Origin of the sequence: Rhodococcus sp. YL-1 (genome assembly GCF_001942025.1) — a bacterium.
Taxonomy (GTDB): Bacteria; Actinomycetota; Actinomycetes; order Mycobacteriales; family Mycobacteriaceae; genus Rhodococcus_F; species Rhodococcus_F qingshengii.
In genome coordinates this window covers 6,081,812-6,098,195 of record NZ_CP017299.1, presented here as the reverse complement: position 1 = coordinate 6,098,195, position 16,384 = coordinate 6,081,812, and the positions used below count along the sequence as shown (strand labels likewise).

Annotated in this window: 13 protein-coding genes and 1 pseudogene; 1 reads left to right on the top strand and 13 read right to left on the bottom strand. The window is 62.3% G+C overall.

Annotated features, from left to right (window positions below; genetic code table 11):
* Window positions 1-772 precede the first annotated feature (772 nt).
* From BH682_RS28430 to BH682_RS28375, 12 genes and pseudogenes are all read right to left on the bottom strand, one after another.
* The gene (locus tag BH682_RS28430; protein WP_024487875.1) at window positions 773-1,213 is read right to left on the bottom strand and encodes a DUF1931 family protein; all 441 of its coding nucleotides are present in this window, start codon (window positions 1,211-1,213) and stop codon (window positions 773-775) included.
* A gap of 13 nt (window positions 1,214-1,226) precedes the next feature.
* Window positions 1,227-2,954, bottom strand: a complete 1,728-nt coding sequence (locus BH682_RS28425) for an FAD-dependent oxidoreductase (protein WP_075834884.1) — start codon at window positions 2,952-2,954, stop codon at window positions 1,227-1,229.
* Window positions 2,932-3,198 (bottom strand): UBP-type zinc finger domain-containing protein, encoded by a 267-nt coding sequence (locus BH682_RS28420; RefSeq protein ID WP_075834882.1) that lies wholly within the window; start codon window positions 3,196-3,198, stop codon window positions 2,932-2,934. The genes BH682_RS28425 and BH682_RS28420 overlap by 23 nt, the downstream gene beginning before the upstream one ends.
* Window positions 3,195-3,647, bottom strand: a complete 453-nt coding sequence (gene trxA, locus BH682_RS28415) for a thioredoxin (RefSeq protein WP_075834880.1) — start codon at window positions 3,645-3,647, stop codon at window positions 3,195-3,197. Before trxA ends, BH682_RS28420 begins: the two co-directional genes overlap by 4 nt.
* Before the next feature lie 16 nt (window positions 3,648-3,663).
* Entirely contained in the window at window positions 3,664-6,297 is a 2,634-nt protein-coding gene (gene clpB / locus BH682_RS28410) for an ATP-dependent chaperone ClpB (protein WP_054188357.1), read from the bottom strand.
* On the bottom strand, window positions 6,279-6,608 hold the full coding sequence (locus tag BH682_RS28405; RefSeq protein ID WP_058227786.1) for a chaperone modulator CbpM: 330 nt from the start codon (window positions 6,606-6,608) through the stop codon (window positions 6,279-6,281). The genes clpB and BH682_RS28405 overlap by 19 nt, the downstream gene beginning before the upstream one ends.
* Window positions 6,605-7,510, bottom strand: a complete 906-nt coding sequence (locus BH682_RS28400; protein ID WP_058227787.1) for a DnaJ C-terminal domain-containing protein — start codon at window positions 7,508-7,510, stop codon at window positions 6,605-6,607. The genes BH682_RS28405 and BH682_RS28400 overlap by 4 nt, the downstream gene beginning before the upstream one ends.
* Before the next feature lie 6 nt (window positions 7,511-7,516).
* Window positions 7,517-8,041 (bottom strand): nucleotide exchange factor GrpE, encoded by a 525-nt coding sequence (locus tag BH682_RS28395; protein WP_007735553.1) that lies wholly within the window; start codon window positions 8,039-8,041, stop codon window positions 7,517-7,519.
* Between the two features lie 8 nt (window positions 8,042-8,049).
* Entirely contained in the window at window positions 8,050-9,924 is a 1,875-nt protein-coding gene (dnaK, locus tag BH682_RS28390; protein WP_075834878.1) for a molecular chaperone DnaK, read from the bottom strand.
* 1,038 nt (window positions 9,925-10,962) lie between these two features.
* Window positions 10,963-11,376, bottom strand: a complete 414-nt coding sequence (locus BH682_RS28385) for a GlcG/HbpS family heme-binding protein (protein ID WP_064074379.1) — start codon at window positions 11,374-11,376, stop codon at window positions 10,963-10,965.
* A pseudogene (locus BH682_RS28380) lies at window positions 11,373-11,504 on the bottom strand (DJ-1/PfpI family protein); the annotation flags it as partial. The pseudogene BH682_RS28380 and the gene BH682_RS28385, both read right to left, overlap by 4 nt.
* Window positions 11,505-11,589: 85 nt before the next feature.
* Complete coding sequence (locus BH682_RS28375) at window positions 11,590-12,729, bottom strand: glutathione-independent formaldehyde dehydrogenase (protein WP_024487877.1); 1,140 nt, start codon at window positions 12,727-12,729, stop codon at window positions 11,590-11,592.
* A 349-nt stretch (window positions 12,730-13,078) separates the two neighbouring features.
* Here BH682_RS28375 and BH682_RS28370 point away from each other — a divergent pair, with 349 nt between their 5' ends.
* The gene (locus BH682_RS28370) at window positions 13,079-13,375 is read left to right on the top strand and encodes a putative quinol monooxygenase (RefSeq protein ID WP_020971354.1); all 297 of its coding nucleotides are present in this window, start codon (window positions 13,079-13,081) and stop codon (window positions 13,373-13,375) included.
* A gap of 1,467 nt (window positions 13,376-14,842) precedes the next feature.
* On the opposite strand, the gene BH682_RS28365 is transcribed toward BH682_RS28370, so the two are convergent.
* A complete protein-coding gene (locus tag BH682_RS28365) occupies window positions 14,843-16,288 on the bottom strand; it encodes an MFS transporter (protein WP_197486166.1) in 1,446 nt (481 codons plus the stop codon).
* Window positions 16,289-16,384 lie beyond the last annotated feature (96 nt).

Sequence of the window (16,384 nt, the reverse complement as noted above, 5' to 3'; positions counted from 1 at the left end):
CTAGCGGCGCAGTAGCCGCGGTGCCTGGAAAGGTGGCCCGTTCCTGGTATTTGGTTTGCAGACGTCTGTTCCGAATGCTTTTGCAAAATAGGTCTTTTCCCGATGTTTGCGGGTGGATCGGGCATCGAACATCGCGGGTGCTCGTTCGTCGGAGTCGCTGCGAACGATGTCCGTGTTCGTGCACACACCGAACCGGCTGTAAGGGAGAACACTTCGGCCACCGTCAAAGCTTGCTCATCACAATGGAACTGGGACTTTCGACCCTGTCGTCTACAAGCAGTGCGCAATAACCTTCGTCGGGTCGGGGGCACCCGTTCCGTTCGAGGGGGCAAACAATCGGGCGGGTGTTCGTCAAGGCAAGGCCATATCACCCTCGCTGGTCTCCTTGCCGGGCCTTGAGCTGTGCGCGCCCAGAAGTGCTCAGGGCCCGCCCGATGCGGGGATCGAGAAAGTGAAGACGAAAGGTTCTCAGATGAGCCGAAGGAGTGATCGCCGATCGACAAGTTCTGCTCGCCGCCTGGCCACGCGGATTACCGGTGTCAGAGGTTCGGCGTGTAAGCCGAACTCGCTCACGGCAGAAGATCTGAGGGCTGTAATCGAGTCCCTCACTGGAGTTCTCGCTGCTCGAGAATCGAGCGCGGAAACCGCACCTCTCGCCGGAAATCCTCCGTCGTCGACGCCAACTGACAGGCAGTTCTGAATCGCACCGGTATTTTCGCAGCCGGACAGCATATTCGAACTCAGACGCGCTGTCAGCCGGGACGGGTGGTAATCACAGAAGTAGGTGGAAGATGTCGAAGGCGACTGTCCATTGGGCTGTGCCGGGGTTCTTGCGGTCCGGTTCGACCGTGGCGAAAGTTTGCGCCAGCGCTACGCTCAACCCTCCTGCGATCAGCGGCAGTCGTTGCTCTGTCTCCTCTGAGAGGGCCACGTCCAAGGGCGGGCGGGCCGTGAGCTGATCGAGCAGCGGTTGAAGTTCGATCTCCTCGTCGAGTTTTTCGAACCGGTGGATGCTCTCCTGTAATCCCTTGGTGATCGGCAGGTCCCACGGTTCGATCACGTCGCGCAAGTTTGCTTTCGCGGAGGCTTTCCCGATCAGGATCACGTCGTAGATCTTGTCGTCGATGAAATCGGTATAGCGCTTGAGATCGTTCCGGTCGACCTGCAGTCCGGCCGCTGCCCTGAAGAACCGCTGGAATTTCACGGTGCCCATTACTGGCATGTCGTCAGCTCCTTTCGAAGTATTCATGGATTTGGCGTACGGCCATCGCTCCTTCACCGACGGCGGATGCGACTCGTTTCACCGAACCGCGGCGGATGTCGCCCGCCGCAAACAGGCCGGGCAGGCTGGTTTCGAGCGTCCTGGACAGGCCGCCGTTGATTGGCAGGCTGCCGTCCGCTCGTGCGTGGATCGCGTCCACACCGGTGAGGACGAAGCCGTGGTCGTCGAGTGCGATCGCGTCGGCAAGCCACCCTGTGTGCGGTACTGCCCCGATGAAGACGAACAGGGCGCGCACCCGAATCGTGTCCTGGTCGCCGGTGCGATTGTCCTCGACCGCAATTGCTTCGAGGTATTTCTCGCCGTGGACCGCACGAATCTCGGTGTGCCGGTGCACGGTGACCCGCGGATGGTGTTCGATCTGGTCGACCAGGTATCGGGACATGCTCTTCCCGAGGTCATCGCCGCGGATGAGCAGGTGCACCTGTGAGACGTGCTCGGCGAGGAAGACGGCGGCCTGGCCGGCGGAGTTGCCGCCACCGACGATGGCTATCGGGTCGGTGCCGCATATCCGTGCTTCCTGATGCGTTGCGGCGTAGTACACGCTTGTTCCTTCCAGCGCCTCGATCCCCTGAACGGCCAACTTGCGGTACCGCGCCCCGGCGGCGAGCACAACGGCCCGGGCGTGCACCGACCCGCCGTCCGCCAGTCGGAGCACGTGGTTCCCGGCCTCGGATCCCAAACCGGTCACTTCTGCCGACACCAGGATTCGGGCGCCGAACTTCCCGGCCTGGAGCACGGCTCGCTCGGCCAATTCGGAGCCGGAGACCCCGGCGGGGAATCCCAGATAATTCTCGATCCGGGATGAGGTACTGGCTTGGCCGCCCGCAGCGATCCGCTCCAACGTCACCGTGTTCAACCCGTCCGAGGCGCCGTACACCGATGCGGCCAGGCCGGCCGGTCCGGCACCCACGACGACTAGGTTGTAGACGTCCTTGGCTGCGTCCGCGACGGGTGCCGGGACAGGAAGCCCGACGACGCGTGCGAGTTCCGCATTCGTCGGATTGCGCAGCACCTTCTCGCCGTGCCAGATCACGACGGGTGTGTCCTTGGGTGCGACGTTCAGGCTGCGTAGCAGCTGCTCCACTCGTTCGTCCTGTTCCAAGTCGAACCACTTGTGGGGCAGACGGTTTCGCATCGCGAACTCACGAAGTCGCAACGTATCCGGGGAGAAGCAGGAGCCGATGATCCGGAATCCGGAGCCGAGCCCGATCAGCAAGTGCCGACGCACAAGGTAGGCGCGCAGGATCAAATCGCTGAGCACGGGATCGTGGGCAATCAGCTCGCGTACCTGCTCGGCCGGGACGACGAGTATCTCGCCGTCCTCGATCGCTTCGGCGGTGAAGAACGCCACCTGACCTTCCAGAAGTCCGAGCTCGCCCAGGAAACGCCCAGGACCGTGCACGCGCAGTATCCGGCGCTCGCCGTCCGCGTCGCCTTCGTCGACGACTACGATCTTTCCGGAAAGGACGACGACGAAATCGTTGTCAGGCGCGCCTTCTCGGATCAGCACCTCGCCGGCGTGAACCGGTCGACGCGAGCCACCGACCTCGAGCTTCGCGACCTGGTCGTCCGTCAGCCGCGGGAAGGCGCCCTCCTCGTCCGGGGTCTCGTCGTCGACCGGCGGGCTGTACCCGATGGGTGAGGCGCCCTCAGACGAAGTTCTGGTCGACATAACACCACCGCCAATCCTCGCCGGGCTCCATCGACTGGACGATCGGATGCCCGATGGTGTGAGCGTGAGCACTCGCGTGCCTGCCCGGCGAAGAGTCGCAGCAACCGACGTGTCCGCACGTCAGGCACAGCCTCAGATGCACCCACGGGGTGCCGAGGCGAAGACATTCCTCGCAGCCCTGCGGGGTACGGGGCACCACGGCCCGGATCGCGGTTACATGTGGGTCCGCATGGACAGGACTCATGACTTCGCCTCCTCGCCGGCATTTTCCGAGAGCGCCTGATCGAGCCACGTGCGCAGCTGGGGGACCGGAGCTGCGCCCGACTGGCGAGCGAGAACCTGACCCCGGTCCATCACCAGCAGAGTCGGCACGGCGCGGACGGTGAATCGTTCAGCCGTCCGGGGTGCAGCATCGACGTCGACCTTGACCAGCTTGATCTGGCCGACGTGTTCTCTGGCGAGCTGCTCGAGCGCGGGGCTGACCATGCGACACGGGCCGCACCACGTCGCCCACAGATCCACGAGCACAGGCACCGAGGATTTTTCGACGATCTCCGCGAAGTCACCGTCTCCCGCCGCGGCGATCCAGGGCAGCGGCTCGTGGCAGTTGCCGCAGCGAGGTTTTCCTTCCCCTGCTGCCGGGATGTTGTTGGTCTTGCCGCAGTTCGGGCACTTCACCTTTTCGGATCCCATGACCAGTTACCTCTTCTCAGGCCGCCGCGAAGGCGGGTTCGGCATACGCGACGGCAAGCTCGCCGCCGTCCACCGTGACGCTGATGGTGCCGTCCGGTTTGATCTCGCCGCGCAACAGTGCACGGCCGATCTTGGTTTCGACCTCGTGTGCGATGTATCGGCGCAGCGGCCGCGCACCGTAGACAGGGTCGAACCCGTGTTCGGCGATCAGTCGGCGTGCCTCCGGCGTGATTTCCAGGTGTATCTGTCTCTCCGACAACCTGTTTCGGAGGTCGGTGAGTTGCAGTTCCACTATGTACTCGATCTGGGGCAGGGTGAGTGGGGAGAACAGCACGATGTCGTCGACCCGGTTGAGGAATTCGGGGCGGAAATGCCCGCGCAGTTCTGCCATCACCCGTTCCCTGGCGTCCGGCTTGATTTCGCCGTCGGCTGTGACCCCGTCGAGGAGATGCTGGGATCCGATGTTGGAGGTCATGATGATCACCGTGTTCCGGAAATCGACTTGCCTCCCTTGAGAATCGGTGATCCGGCCGTCGTCGAGCACCTGCAGCAGGGTATTGAAGACGTCGGCGTGGGCCTTCTCGATCTCGTCGAAGAGCACCACGGAGTACGGCTTACGCCGCACCGCCTCGGTGAGCTGGCCACCTTCGTCGTACCCGACGTATCCGGGAGGTGCACCGATGAGCCGACTCACCGTGTGCCGTTCCTGGTACTCGCTCATATCGAGGCGCACCATGTTGTCTTCACTGTCGAATAGGGCGCTGGCCAATGTCTTTGCAAGCTCGGTCTTTCCGACGCCCGTCGGGCCCAGGAAAATGAACGAACCGATCGGTCGACGAGGATCACGGATACCGGACCTCGCCCGGATCACAGCGTCCGCGACCAGTTGCACCGCCTCGTCCTGACCGACGACCCGCTCGTGCAGGATCTCGTCGAGCTTCAACAACTTCTCCCGCTCACCTTCTTGCAGCCGGGCGACCGGGATACCCGTCCATGCGGCCACGATCTCTGCGATCTCGTCTTCGGTGACCACTTCACGCAGCAACGGATTTCGGCCTTGTCTGGTGGCCAGTTGCTCCTCCGCCGCCTCGAGCCGGCGTTCGAGCTCGGTGATCTCGCCGTATCGCAACTCGGCTGCCCGATTGAGGTCGTAGTTGCGTTCGGCGGCCTCGGCCTCGACGCGCAACCGTTCCAAATCTCCTCGCAGTTCTTGCACCCGCCGGATCGCCTGCCGCTCCGCCTCCCATTGAGCGTGCCGGGCGTCTGCCTCGGCCCGCAGGTCGGCCAGCTCCTTGCGCAATTCTTCGAGGCGCGCTTTGCTGGCCGCGTCCGTTTCCTTGGACAGTGCGGCCTCTTCGATCTCCAGACGGGTCACCTTCCGGGTGAGCTCGTCGAGTTCGGCAGGCATCGAATCGATTTCGGTGCGGAGCCGAGCGCATGCCTCGTCTACGAGATCGATCGCCTTGTCCGGAAGGAAGCGGTCGGTGATGTACCGGTGCGAGAGGGTCACGGCGGCCACCAATGCACCGTCTTGAATTTTCACGCCATGGAACACCTCGAGGCGTTCTCGAAGTCCGCGCAGAATCGAGATCGCATCCTCGGCACTGGGCTCGTCGACGAGAACGGTCTGGAATCGACGCTCCAGTGCCGCATCGGATTCGATGTGCTTGCGATACTCGTCGAGAGTGGTGGCACCGATCATGTGCAGTTCGCCGCGTGCGAGCATCGGTTTGAGCATGTTGCCGGCGTCGAGAGACCCCTCGCCGCCGACCGAGCCCGCTCCGACCACGGTATGCAACTCGTCGACGAACAACAGGATGCGCCCCTCGGCAGCCTTCACCTCGGACAGCACGGCCTGCAGTCGCTCCTCGAACTCGCCGCGGTACTTCGCACCGGCCACCAGAGAACCCATGTCGAGCGAGAAGATCGTCTTGTCGCGTAGGCCCTCGGGCACGTCGCCGCGGACGATCCGCTGGGCGAGACCCTCGACAATCGCAGTCTTACCTACACCGGGGTCGCCGATCAGCACCGGGTTGTTCTTCGTTTTCCGGCTCAAAATCTGAGTTACCCTGCGTATCTCGGCATCCCGGCCGATGACCGGATCGAGTTTGCCTGCCCGTCCCTCGGAGACGAGGTCGCGCCCGTACTTCTCCAATGCCTCGTACGCCCCCTCCGGGGTTGCCGACGTGACACGCTGATTGCCGCGCACCTTCGTCAGCGCTGTGAGGAAGGCGTCCCGTGTGACCCCGTGACTGGCGAGGACCCGCCCGGCCGCGCTGGCCGATCCTTCCTCGGAGAGGGCCATCACAAGATGCTCCACCGACACGTAGGAATCCTTGAGTCTCTTCGCCTCCCGCTCTGCGGCATCGAGCAGCTTGGCCAGACGCTGGGTGATCATCACCTGACCGGGGGTCGCGCCGGGGCCGCTGACCTTCGGCCTACGCGACAGTTCACGATCCAGATCGGATCGAAGTGCTTCGACATTCGCGCCGGCCTGTTCGAGCAGTCGGGGCACCAACCCATCCTGCTGATCGACCAATGCGAGCAGCAGGTGCTCTCCGTCGACTTCGGTGTGGCCCATTCTGGTCGCAACATTCTGGGCTTCCTGCAAGGCTTCTCGTGACTTTTCGGTCAAGCTGCCGGTGTCCATGAGGATGTCCTCCTTCTGCGGGCCGCTGTTTCGAGTCTTTCGATTCGTTCCAGCAGATCGAGCACGAGCCCGATTGCCGAGTAGTTGAGACCCAGACCCGTCCGCAGTCGTTGGATGCGTGCGGCGTGGGTCACTTCGGATGGGTCGAACGACATCTCTCCGCCGGCGTAGCGGTGGGCGTCGAGCAGTCCGAGAGCCACGAGTTTTCGTGCCAGATCCGGGTGCAGGCCAGTACGTTCGGCGAAGGCGTCCGGCGACAATCCGGTACGGCGAACCAATACGTACTGAGTGATCGGCGTTGAGGTGCTCATGTCTCTTTCCTCGGATTGAAGTTCGATTCGGCGCCCAACTGCTCGAACAGTTCGCGTTCACGTGCTGTCGGTTTCGGCGGAACCATCACCTTGATTTCGGCGTAGAGGTTGCCGTTGGCACCGCGCGGATTCGGCATTCCCTCTCCGCGCAGGCGCAGCTTCCTACCAGTCGAAGAGCCAGGCACCACTTTGACTTTCGCCTCTCCGCCCGGTGTGGGAACGACGACTGTCGACCCGAGAACCGCCTCCCATGGCGATACGGGCAGATCGACGTAGATGTCCCGACCCTGCACGCGGAACCGTGAATGCGGTTTGATCCGCACCACGAGGTACAGATCCCCAGGCGGCGCGTCACCGTTGCCTCGGCCTCCTTGCCCGGCCAACCGGATTCGCTGGCCGTCCAGGACGCCGGCTGGAATGTCGACGTCATACTGCCGTCCGTCCAGTCTGAGAGTGCGTTTTCCGCCTTGATAGGCCTCTTCCAGAGCCAGTTCCAGTTCGGCCTCCTGATCGGCGCCGGGAATCGGTCCGAACCCACCGCCTCCGCCGAACATCTGCCCGAAGAGGTCTTCGAAGTCGACGGCACCCTCACCACCGACACCGTGGCCGAAGTGCACCCGTCTCCCGCCACCGCCGTACCCGGCGGCGTTTGCCCGCACCCGTTCGTCGTAATCCTCGGGTACATGCCGGAAGTCGTCACCGAATCGGTCATAGCGTTTCCGGGTGTCCGGGTCGGACAACACCTGATAGGCCTCGTTGACCTCCTTGAACCTGTCCTCCGCAGTGGGATCCTTGTTCACATCGGGGTGGTACTTGCGGGCCAGCTTGCGGTACGCCTGCTGAATTTCGTCGGTGCCGGCGCCCTTCGGTACGCCGAGTACTTCGTAGTAGTCACGGGCCATCGGTGCTCACCCCTCTGGGCGGCTGACGACCACCGCGGCGGGCCGCAACTGTCGCCCGTCCTCTCCATAACCCGGGCGCAAGACCTCGACCACGGTCCCGGATGGAAGGTCGGGTCGGGTTACCACACTGACCACCTCGTGGAGTTCCGGGGAGAACGGCACACCGGCCTCGTCGTGGCGCTCGAAGCCGAGTCGTGAGAGCACCTGTACCGCCTGGTCCCGGATCGCCTTCACACCTTCGACGACGGCCTGCGGATCGCTGCCTGCGTGTGCAAGCGCAAGCTCCAAGTTGTCCAGTATCGGCAGCCACGCCGCCGAAACCTTCGCTACTTCCGCGGCGCGTTCACGGTCCAGATCTTTGGCGTATCGCTTGCGCAGGTTGTCCAGATCTGCGACGGCCCTGCGCCAACGGTCCTCGAGTTGAGACAGCTCGTCTGCCGTCTCGGCGCGATCGGACTCGGTCTTGCTTTGATCCGTGTCGGCGCTGTTGGTAGTCGGCTCAGTCGTCGAATGATCTGCAGACATTTCCATCGTGCGCCTCAGCTTCGATCGAATTCGGCGTCGATCACGTCGCCGTCATTCGACGACGCAGCATCAGCGCCGCCTGCTTGGCCGTCGTCCGACTGGTCCGGCACAAGTCCGTAGAGCAGCTGTTGCAGCTCCGAGGTGAGTGGCTGAACCTCCGCGGGTGAAGCGCCGTCCTGCACGGCCTTTCGGGCGTCGGCAACCAGCATCTCGGCCCGCGCCTTCTCATGCGGCGGGGCACTGTCACCGAGTTCGGCGAGTCGCCGCTCCACTTGATACGCAACCGAATCGAGCCCGTTGCGCGCGTCGACCGCCTTGCGCAGCGCCTCGTCCTCACCCCGGTTCCGTTCGGCCTCCGCCAACATGCGCTCGACCTCACCCTGATCCAGGTTGCCCTGTTCACTGATCGTGATGCTCTGTTCCTTGCCGGTATCCTTGTCGCGAGCGGTGACGTTCAGGATGCCGTTGGCGTCGATGTCGAAAATGACTTCCACCTGGGCCTCGCCACGTGGCGCGGGGCGGATGTCTTCCAGCCGGAACCGGCCCAGCACCCGGTTGTCGGCCGCACGTTCGCGTTCGCCCTGCAACACCACGACGTCTACGGCGGACTGATTGTCTTCCGCCGTGGAGAACACTTCGCTGCGCCGTGCCGGGATCGTCGTGTTCCGCTCGATGATCTTCGTCATCACCCCGCCCTGCGTCTCGACGCCGAGGGACAGTGGGGTGACATCGAGTAACAACACATCGGAAACCTCGCCTTTGAGCACGCCTGCCTGGACTGCGGCTCCGAGGGCAACGACCTCGTCCGGGTTGACGCCCATGTGGGGGTCCTTGCCGCCGGTCAGCCGGCGAACCAGCGCCTGTACAGCCGGGATACGTGTCGAACCGCCGACCAGTATCACTTCGTCGATGTCGTTGGCGGCGACCTTGGCGTCACTCATGGCCTGCTTCACCGGGCCGAGGCACCGTTCCACCAGATCGGCAGTCAAATCATCGAACTTCGATCGCATGATCGTAGTGGTGAGATGTTTGGGACCATTCGCGTCAGCGGTGACGAAAGGCAGGTTTACCTGGGCCTGGGTCACCGAGGACAGCTCAACCTTTGCCTTCTCCGCGGCTTCGAACAGTCGTTGCAACGCCTGCGCATCCTTACGCAGATCGATGTTCTCCGCGCGCTGGAATTCGTCGGCGAGGTAGTCCACCACGCGTCGATCGAAGTCGTCGCCGCCCAAGTGGGAGTCGCCGGCCGTGGAACGAACCTCGACTACCCCCTCTCCGACGTCCAGCAGGCTCACATCGAAGGTTCCGCCGCCGAGGTCGAAGACCAGTACGGTTTCGTGGGTCTGTTTGTCCATGCCGTACGCGAGTGCCGCAGCGGTCGGTTCGTTGATAATCCGCAAAACCTCGAGGCCTGCGATACGGCCGGCGTCCTTGGTGGCGTTTCGTTGCGCGTCGTTGAAGTAGGCAGGAACAGTGATGACCGCTTCCTTCACCTTCTCACCGAGGAACTTGCTCGCGTCGTCGACGAGCTTGCGCAGCACGAGAGCGCTGATCTCCTCTGGTGCGTATTTCTTGCCGCGCACGTCGAAGCGGGCCTCACCGTTGTCACCCGCTACGACGTCGAAGCTGACCGCTTTGGCTTCCTCGGAGATCTCGTCGTAGTGACGTCCGATGAAGCGTTTCGCCGAGTAGATCGTGCCCTTCGGATTCAAGATCGCCTGCCGTCGGGCAAGCTGGCCCACCAGACGCTCACCGTTCTCGGTGAACGCCACCACCGAAGGCGTCGTCCGTGCTCCCTCCACATTGGAGATGACCACCGGCTCGCCGCCTTGCCAGCTTGCGATGACCGAGTTGGTTGTGCCCAAGTCGATGCCTACAGCAGTTGTCATGACTCAATTCCTTTCGATCGGCCCGGCCGTTGAGCAAGTGCGATTCCGCCCGCAACTTCGCTCGATGTCGGCAAGGACTTCGTAGTTCCCTGGTTTTGGCGAGTGGATTGGGTGAAGTCACGGAGACCGAGCAGGGCGCCGATAACGGCGCCCGACACCAATCCGTGGATGGCGGGCGTGAGGCTTGACAGCAGCCGAGGATTTCCGCGACTGCGCTTTGACATCGCTGAGTTTTGACATCACGCCCCTCAGCGTTGATGTTGTGGGGTTCGCCGGGCGTGTGCGTACTGACAGGGCCCGATCGCCGGTCAACCGGTTGAGCTCACGAACCACCCAGCCATGATGAGTCTTTTCGTCCACCTAAAGGGCGTCAACAACATTCGCCTGATGGGCGGTGTGAAACGGGGCAGCGGTGACCACGCCTGCCCTTGGTCGAAGATGCCCGCCCGAACCCGATCGCCGCGGCCATCGCACGAAACTCCGAGTGTCGGCCGTTACTGCGGTACGTCCACACTACCGCGGCGCATGCAAAAGGAGAACTCCCTTTGCGAAAGATCGTCACAGTCAGTGAACAGCAGCTCCGTTGAACCCGGACGAGATTCATTGTAGTTCTATCGAATCTCCTTGTGACAGAAAGGTAATGAGCCACCGCTGGCCGGTTCCAATTGGTTGCGAGTAGGTGGCGCACACCCGCGTGCTGCACGGTTCAACGTCCCGTTCTGTGGCTGGTCAACAGACCGCTCAGGCGGAATTTATTGCAAATCAACATTTTTCGGACACCGATATCGCTGGACTTGCGTAATTATCGTCTATTCCTTGCGGCATCATTCGGCCGAGGGCTCGGTTTGCCCCTGACGCGGCGCGCGGATGTGCACGTCCGCTCGTCGTTATGTTTGTCTCGGTCCTGGCCGCGTCAAGGATGCGGGACGACTTCGGTCCAGTCGCAGTCGCGGGGCCGCGACTAGCTTTAAAGCAACGTCGGAATGTTCGACGTTGCCCTGTCGATGCGTTCTCTGACCTGACGACGCAGTCCACCGCTCACAGCGCCGCCACGGCCGCCTCGGCGACGGTCTTGTCCTGCTCCCCGGTGCCGCCGCTGACGCCGACAGCGCCCACGACCTGGCCGTTGTGCCGCAGAGGCACACCGCCGGTGAAGATCATGATGCGCCCGGCGTTGGAGGCGTGTATCCCGTAGAACTGCTCGCCCGGGCCCGCGTTGGCCGCGAGGTCCTCGGTCGAGACGTCCAATGCCCGCGCGGTGAACGCCTTGTTGATCGAGATGTCGATGCTGGCGATCCAGGCACCGTCCATCCGCACGTGAGCCACGAGGTTGCCGCCGGCATCGACCACCGCAATGTTCGACGGCGACTCGATCTCGGTGGCTTTGGCCTGTCCTGCGGCGATGACCCGCTGCGCATCGTCGAGGGACACCGAGGTCTGGTTCACGGTCATGACGCACCTGCCCCGAGCTTCGCGAACTGCTCGACGATGGCCTGACGGAACGCAGGAAGGTCGTCGGGCGAGCGGCTCGAGATCAGGTTCCCGTCGATCGCGACCTGTTCGTCTACGACTTCTGCTCCTCCGGCCCCGTCGGCAGTCGATATCGCTATCTGCTTGCCCTGCAGTGGCATTGGCATCGTTGTGCTCCTCTCGGTTCTGGCCGTGTCAGGGATGCAGGACGACTTTGGTCCAGCCGTCGTCGCGAGCGTCGAAGTGCTGGTAGCCGGATTCGGCTTCGGCGAGCGGGAGTTCGTGGGAGATGATCCAGGAGGGCTTTGCCCGGTCCTCGTGGATGAGGTCGCGCAGTTGCCGGTTGTAGTGTTTGACGTTCGCTTGTCCGGTGCCGATCTTCTGGCCCTTGAACCAGAATTTGCCCATGTCGAAGGCGATCTTGCCGTTGCGCTCGAGTTCGTCGGGGCCGTTCTGGTCCTGGGGAAGGAAGATGCCGACCACCCCGATGTGGCCGGTGAAGCGCACCGAATCCACGAGCCGGTTCATCGTCATGGCGGCGTCCTCGTGGCCTTGCGGGTCGTGTGCCTGATAGCCGACGCACTCGCACCCCTTGTCTGCGCCTTTCCCGTTGGTTTGCTCGAGGACCTGCTCGACGGGGTCGCCCTTCGAGTCGTCGATGGGGACGACGCCGATCTCTTCGGCCAGGCGTAGTCGGTCGGGGTGGCGGTCGACGATCATCACCTTGCTCGCTCCCTGGATCATCGCCGAATACGCGGCCATCAAACCGACTGGGCCAGCGCCGTAGACCACCATCGAATCGCCGGGTTGCATGTCGGCCAGGCGGGTGCAATGCCATCCGGTGGGAAAGATGTCCGACAGCATCACGTAGTCGGTTTCCTTGTCCTGGGCATCCTCGGGCAGTCGCAGACAGTTGAAGTCGCCGAACGGCACTCGCAGATATTCCGCCTGTCCGCCCCAGAACGGGCCCATCCCCGCGAAACCGAATGCAGCGCCGGCCATCTTCGGATCGGGGTGCACCGTCAGGCAGAACGCGGTCAACCCTTCCTCGCAGTTTCGGCAGAAGCCGCAGCCGATGTTGAACGGCAAGCACACTCGATCCCCTGGCGATACTTTGACCACTGCATTGCCGACTTCGGCGACGATGCCCAAGTTTTCGTGACCGAGGACCATTCCGGGCTCCAGATCGGTGCGGCCTTCGTACATGTGTAGATCCGACCCGCAGATGTTGGTGCTCGTGATCTTCACCAGCACATCTGTCGGATTCTCGATCCGCGCATCGGGCACGTCCTTGACGTGGACCTCTCGAGGCCCGTCGTATACAAGCGCTTTCATCGCGGCACTCCCTTGTCTTGTAGCTGCGGCTTTCCGGTTGATCTCGCCGGCCGCAGGCGTCCACGCGTGAGCGACCGACCGAATGAATCGTGCTGTTCGGGGAAGGTCCACGGCGCGCGGAAGTGAAGACCGCACCAAAATGTTGGCGCACCAACATTTTTCCTGCCATCGACGCAACTGCGGCTGCATCCAGGCATCGCATTCCCTCACCATGGAGTCTCCTCCTTCGGCTCTACGATCGCTAGGGGTTGGGATCGGTTTCCTCGAACGGTGGGTCTGGGTACCTTCCATTAACCGATGGATGGTGTGATGCTTGACAGTGTTCACCACCTCGAAGAGGAGATCCGATATGGCCACCAAGGCGCTGCTGGTCCGACTTGAAGCGAAGCCCGGCAAGGAAGAAGCGGTCGAGGAATTCCTCCGATCGGCACTGCCGCTCGTCGAGCAGGAGCCCGGCACGAAACCCTGGTTCGCGGTGCGGTTCGGGCCCTCGTCGTTCGGCATCATCGACGCATTCCCGGACCAAGCTGCCCGCGAGACACATCTCAATGGTCCGGTCGGCAAGGCCCTCGGCGAACGCGCCGACGAACTCTTCGCTGCGCCGCCCGAAATCAGCTACCTTGACGTTCTCGCTGAAAAAGTCTGAACAGCCGACTGGAAAATGTCTTGTCGATGGCGGTCACATTCGGTTGTGAATACAGTTGTGCCACAGCCATACCCGAATCACGGTAGCTTTGCCGGCGTGTGCGGCTGTGGCGTACTGTCCGTCGCTCGCTTCGGCCCAGGTATCGGTAGATCACGAGCAGGGCACTCAGTCGAGCCAACTCGCTACCCGTGTAGGAAGAGCAGTTCAAACTCGTTTTATTGCAAAGTGTTTCGAGTTTGAAGTGACCTGCCTGGAGTGAAGTAGGACTCCTTGTTCTTGGAGGAGGGCTTAGTGGAGCACCACGGATCATCGAGCAAGGACGATTGGTGCTAGTCCTGTTGGAAAAGATGGTCGTAGACGATGGCAGAGGCCCTCGTTGAGGTCCCGGATGCGGTTGACGGCGAAAATTTCTGCAGTCGCTGCGATGCCGATGGCCCGGAATCGCTTTCTTCCCAGCGTCATTCATAGGTACTGACTGCAAGCCCGATTTCGATCGGGAAGGTGAAGACTCCCCACTACACGGCCGGTCGCCAGTGAACTGTCGATCCACCCGGCGATCGGTCCGGCCAGGATGAGACCACTTGCGATCGAGTACGTCATCATACCCGGCGGCGAAACCGATGAGTTCGACCTGCCGCAGTTCGTTCGTGTTCTTGTTGAGCGCATCGAAACCCTAAGCGAAGGATTGGATTTCGGATGGCTGTTTCAGGTTTGAAAGGCGGTGATGACACGTCCATGCGGGGTTGGCGTCGGAGCGGTGTGAGCTCCGATTTCGGTGGGCTGAATATTGTTGCAGTCGTGATATTTTCGTCGTTCTCTTTGGTTGTTTACGGATTGGTGTGTTGCCGAACACATCATGATGTCGTTGTCGCAAAGCGTCAGTGTTTGTTTCGTTACATCAGCGACAGCTGAGCTTGGATACGACATGGACGATCTTTGCGGGCAAATGTGTTCGGGTGAGTGGTGCCCTCAGGGGTGCTCGGAAGGCTAGGGGAAGTCGCGGTCACATTCGTTGTAGTCGAACCATGGCGATGGTTACCTGTGGGTTCGCTGCCAGGGTTGTCGGAAGGTGCGGCGTAGCTGGCAGCTGTGGTACCCATGGTTTTCGTCCGCTCGCGGTGGAGGATTAAAGTCTGTGCCGATGTCCAGGCCCTCGTCTCTGCCCCGGATCCGGTTGACGGCGAGGATGTGCGCGGTCGTCCGATCCCGGCGGTTTGAAATCGCTTTCCTCCTTGCACCACCCGTGGGTACTACGTGAAAGGCCGATTCCGATGAGTTCGACCTGCCGTGGCACTTTCGTGTTCTTGGCGGACACTCGACACTCTGTGTGAAGGGGTTGGTTTCAGGCCGTTTTTTCGTGTTCGACGCGTCTGCTGGGCCCTGAGTCCCGAGCCGCGTTATCTCTCCTGCATGGTGGGCCGGCGCTCCACGTCGGGTAAATGTGGAGCGCCGGTCCGGGCAGAACCCTCAGAGATGGTTCGTGGGATTGGCGGAACTGCGGGAAGCGACTAAACAGCCGGTGGCAGCGATGGCCAGTAAGACTGCTGTCAGGATCAATGCGGTATGAAACGCGGCCGCCGGATTGGCGCCGCCATTGACCCGGATCGCGAAGACGGCACCGAGAACGGCCGGTCCGAGTGCCCCGCCGTACTGCCTCATGGCGGTATTCGCGGCTGCAGCCATGCCTGCGAGGTGCCAAGGCACAGCGTTGATTGCTGCCGTTGATACCGAGGTCATCATGACAGCAACGGAAAAGCCGTAAATCGCAAGGCGCCACGCGAGGTCGGCAAACCCGGTCGACTCGTCGACTACGGTCAGGAGCAGCATTCCTACCGCAGCCAAAGCCAGTCCGCCCGCAAGGAGTGTCATTGCATTGAACCGATGCATCGTCAAGCCCACAAGAGGGTTGATCAGGGCGCCGATGCCGGTGACAAACAGTAGCCGCCAGCCTATTTCGAGCGGCGAGAGCTGCTGAACGGACCCAAGGAAGAGGCTGAGAAGGAACATGCTGCCGACAATCGAGAACAGTGCGATGAACGCTGAGAAGCCCGCTGCCGAGAACGTGGGCGCACGGAACAGCGCTAAATTCATCAGCGGCGTGGTGGCACGGAGTTCGATGATCACGAATGTAGCGAAGGCAACCGCTGCAACCCCGAGGCCGATTATCGCGTGAGGTGAGGTCCACCCGCTGGCGCCACCCTCGATGATGCCGTAGATCGAGGAAGCGATCGCGATCGTCGCCGAGATCTGTCCGGGCCAGTCCAGGTGACGACCTTTGGGTGACTGGGATTCAGGCAGTTTGGCGATCGCGAACATGCCCGCTCCGGCCGCCAGAACCGCAGTCGGAGCGAAGATCCATCCCCACTCTGCGAACTCCAGGATGCCGCCGGCCACCAGTGGCCCGAGTGCGAGGCCAAGCATCATTCCGGTAGCCCAGAGTCCGATGAACTTGCCACGCTCGCGAGGGTTGGGTACAGCGTGCCCGATGAGCGCGAGCGTGGTGGGCAGCAACATACCTGCGCCCAGCCCGGATACGGCTTGCCCGGCCCACAGGAGGTGAATAGTCGAGACGTCGGCCAAGGTTCCCGCGACTCCCGCGATGGCAGCTCCGAGGATCGTCAGCAGCATACCGATGAGGTAGATGCGTCGCCGTCCGTAGAGGTCGCCGAAGACTCCGGCTGACAGGACTGCGGCGGCCATGGGAATGACGTAGGAGTCGGAGACCCATTGGAGGTCTGAGGTACTGGCACCCGTGGCGTTGCCGATAGTGGTGAGCGCAACGGCGACAGCAGTGATCGGGACGTACGTGACGAACACGCCAAGCACGGCGAGACCGATGGTCATTTCCCGGCTGCGGTGCTCGTCGATAGTCCCAGGCATGTCTTCCGCATGCTCGGTGATGGATGACGACATTGGGGTGTGACTCCTTCTCGAATGTGCACTAAATCGATATAGTAAATCGATATAGTGAAAAGGTAACAGATGGGTCGGCCGCAGACCGATACAGTG

Excerpts from the sequence above, each read along its gene's own strand:
- BH682_RS28395 (WP_007735553.1), bottom strand. The coding sequence starts at position 8,041 with ATGGAAATGTCTGCAGATCATTCGACGACTGAGCCGACTACCAACAGC.
- BH682_RS28370 (WP_020971354.1), top strand. The coding sequence starts at position 13,079 with ATGGCCACCAAGGCGCTGCTGGTCCGACTTGAAGCGAAGCCCGGCAAG.
- BH682_RS28420 (WP_075834882.1), bottom strand. The coding sequence starts at position 3,198 with ATGAGTCCTGTCCATGCGGACCCACATGTAACCGCGATCCGGGCCGTG.
- BH682_RS28385 (WP_064074379.1), bottom strand. The coding sequence starts at position 11,376 with ATGACCGTGAACCAGACCTCGGTGTCCCTCGACGATGCGCAGCGGGTC.
- BH682_RS28425 (WP_075834884.1), bottom strand. The coding sequence starts at position 2,954 with ATGTCGACCAGAACTTCGTCTGAGGGCGCCTCACCCATCGGGTACAGC.
- trxA (WP_075834880.1), bottom strand. The coding sequence starts at position 3,647 with ATGGGATCCGAAAAGGTGAAGTGCCCGAACTGCGGCAAGACCAACAAC.
- clpB (WP_054188357.1), bottom strand. The coding sequence starts at position 6,297 with ATGGACACCGGCAGCTTGACCGAAAAGTCACGAGAAGCCTTGCAGGAA.
- BH682_RS28430 (WP_024487875.1), bottom strand. The coding sequence starts at position 1,213 with ATGGGCACCGTGAAATTCCAGCGGTTCTTCAGGGCAGCGGCCGGACTG.
- BH682_RS28405 (WP_058227786.1), bottom strand. The coding sequence starts at position 6,608 with ATGAGCACCTCAACGCCGATCACTCAGTACGTATTGGTTCGCCGTACC.
- dnaK (WP_075834878.1), bottom strand. The coding sequence starts at position 9,924 with ATGACAACTGCTGTAGGCATCGACTTGGGCACAACCAACTCGGTCATC.
- BH682_RS28365 (WP_197486166.1), bottom strand. The coding sequence starts at position 16,288 with ATGTCGTCATCCATCACCGAGCATGCGGAAGACATGCCTGGGACTATC.
- BH682_RS28400 (WP_058227787.1), bottom strand. The coding sequence starts at position 7,510 with ATGGCCCGTGACTACTACGAAGTACTCGGCGTACCGAAGGGCGCCGGC.
- BH682_RS28375 (WP_024487877.1), bottom strand. The coding sequence starts at position 12,729 with ATGAAAGCGCTTGTATACGACGGGCCTCGAGAGGTCCACGTCAAGGAC.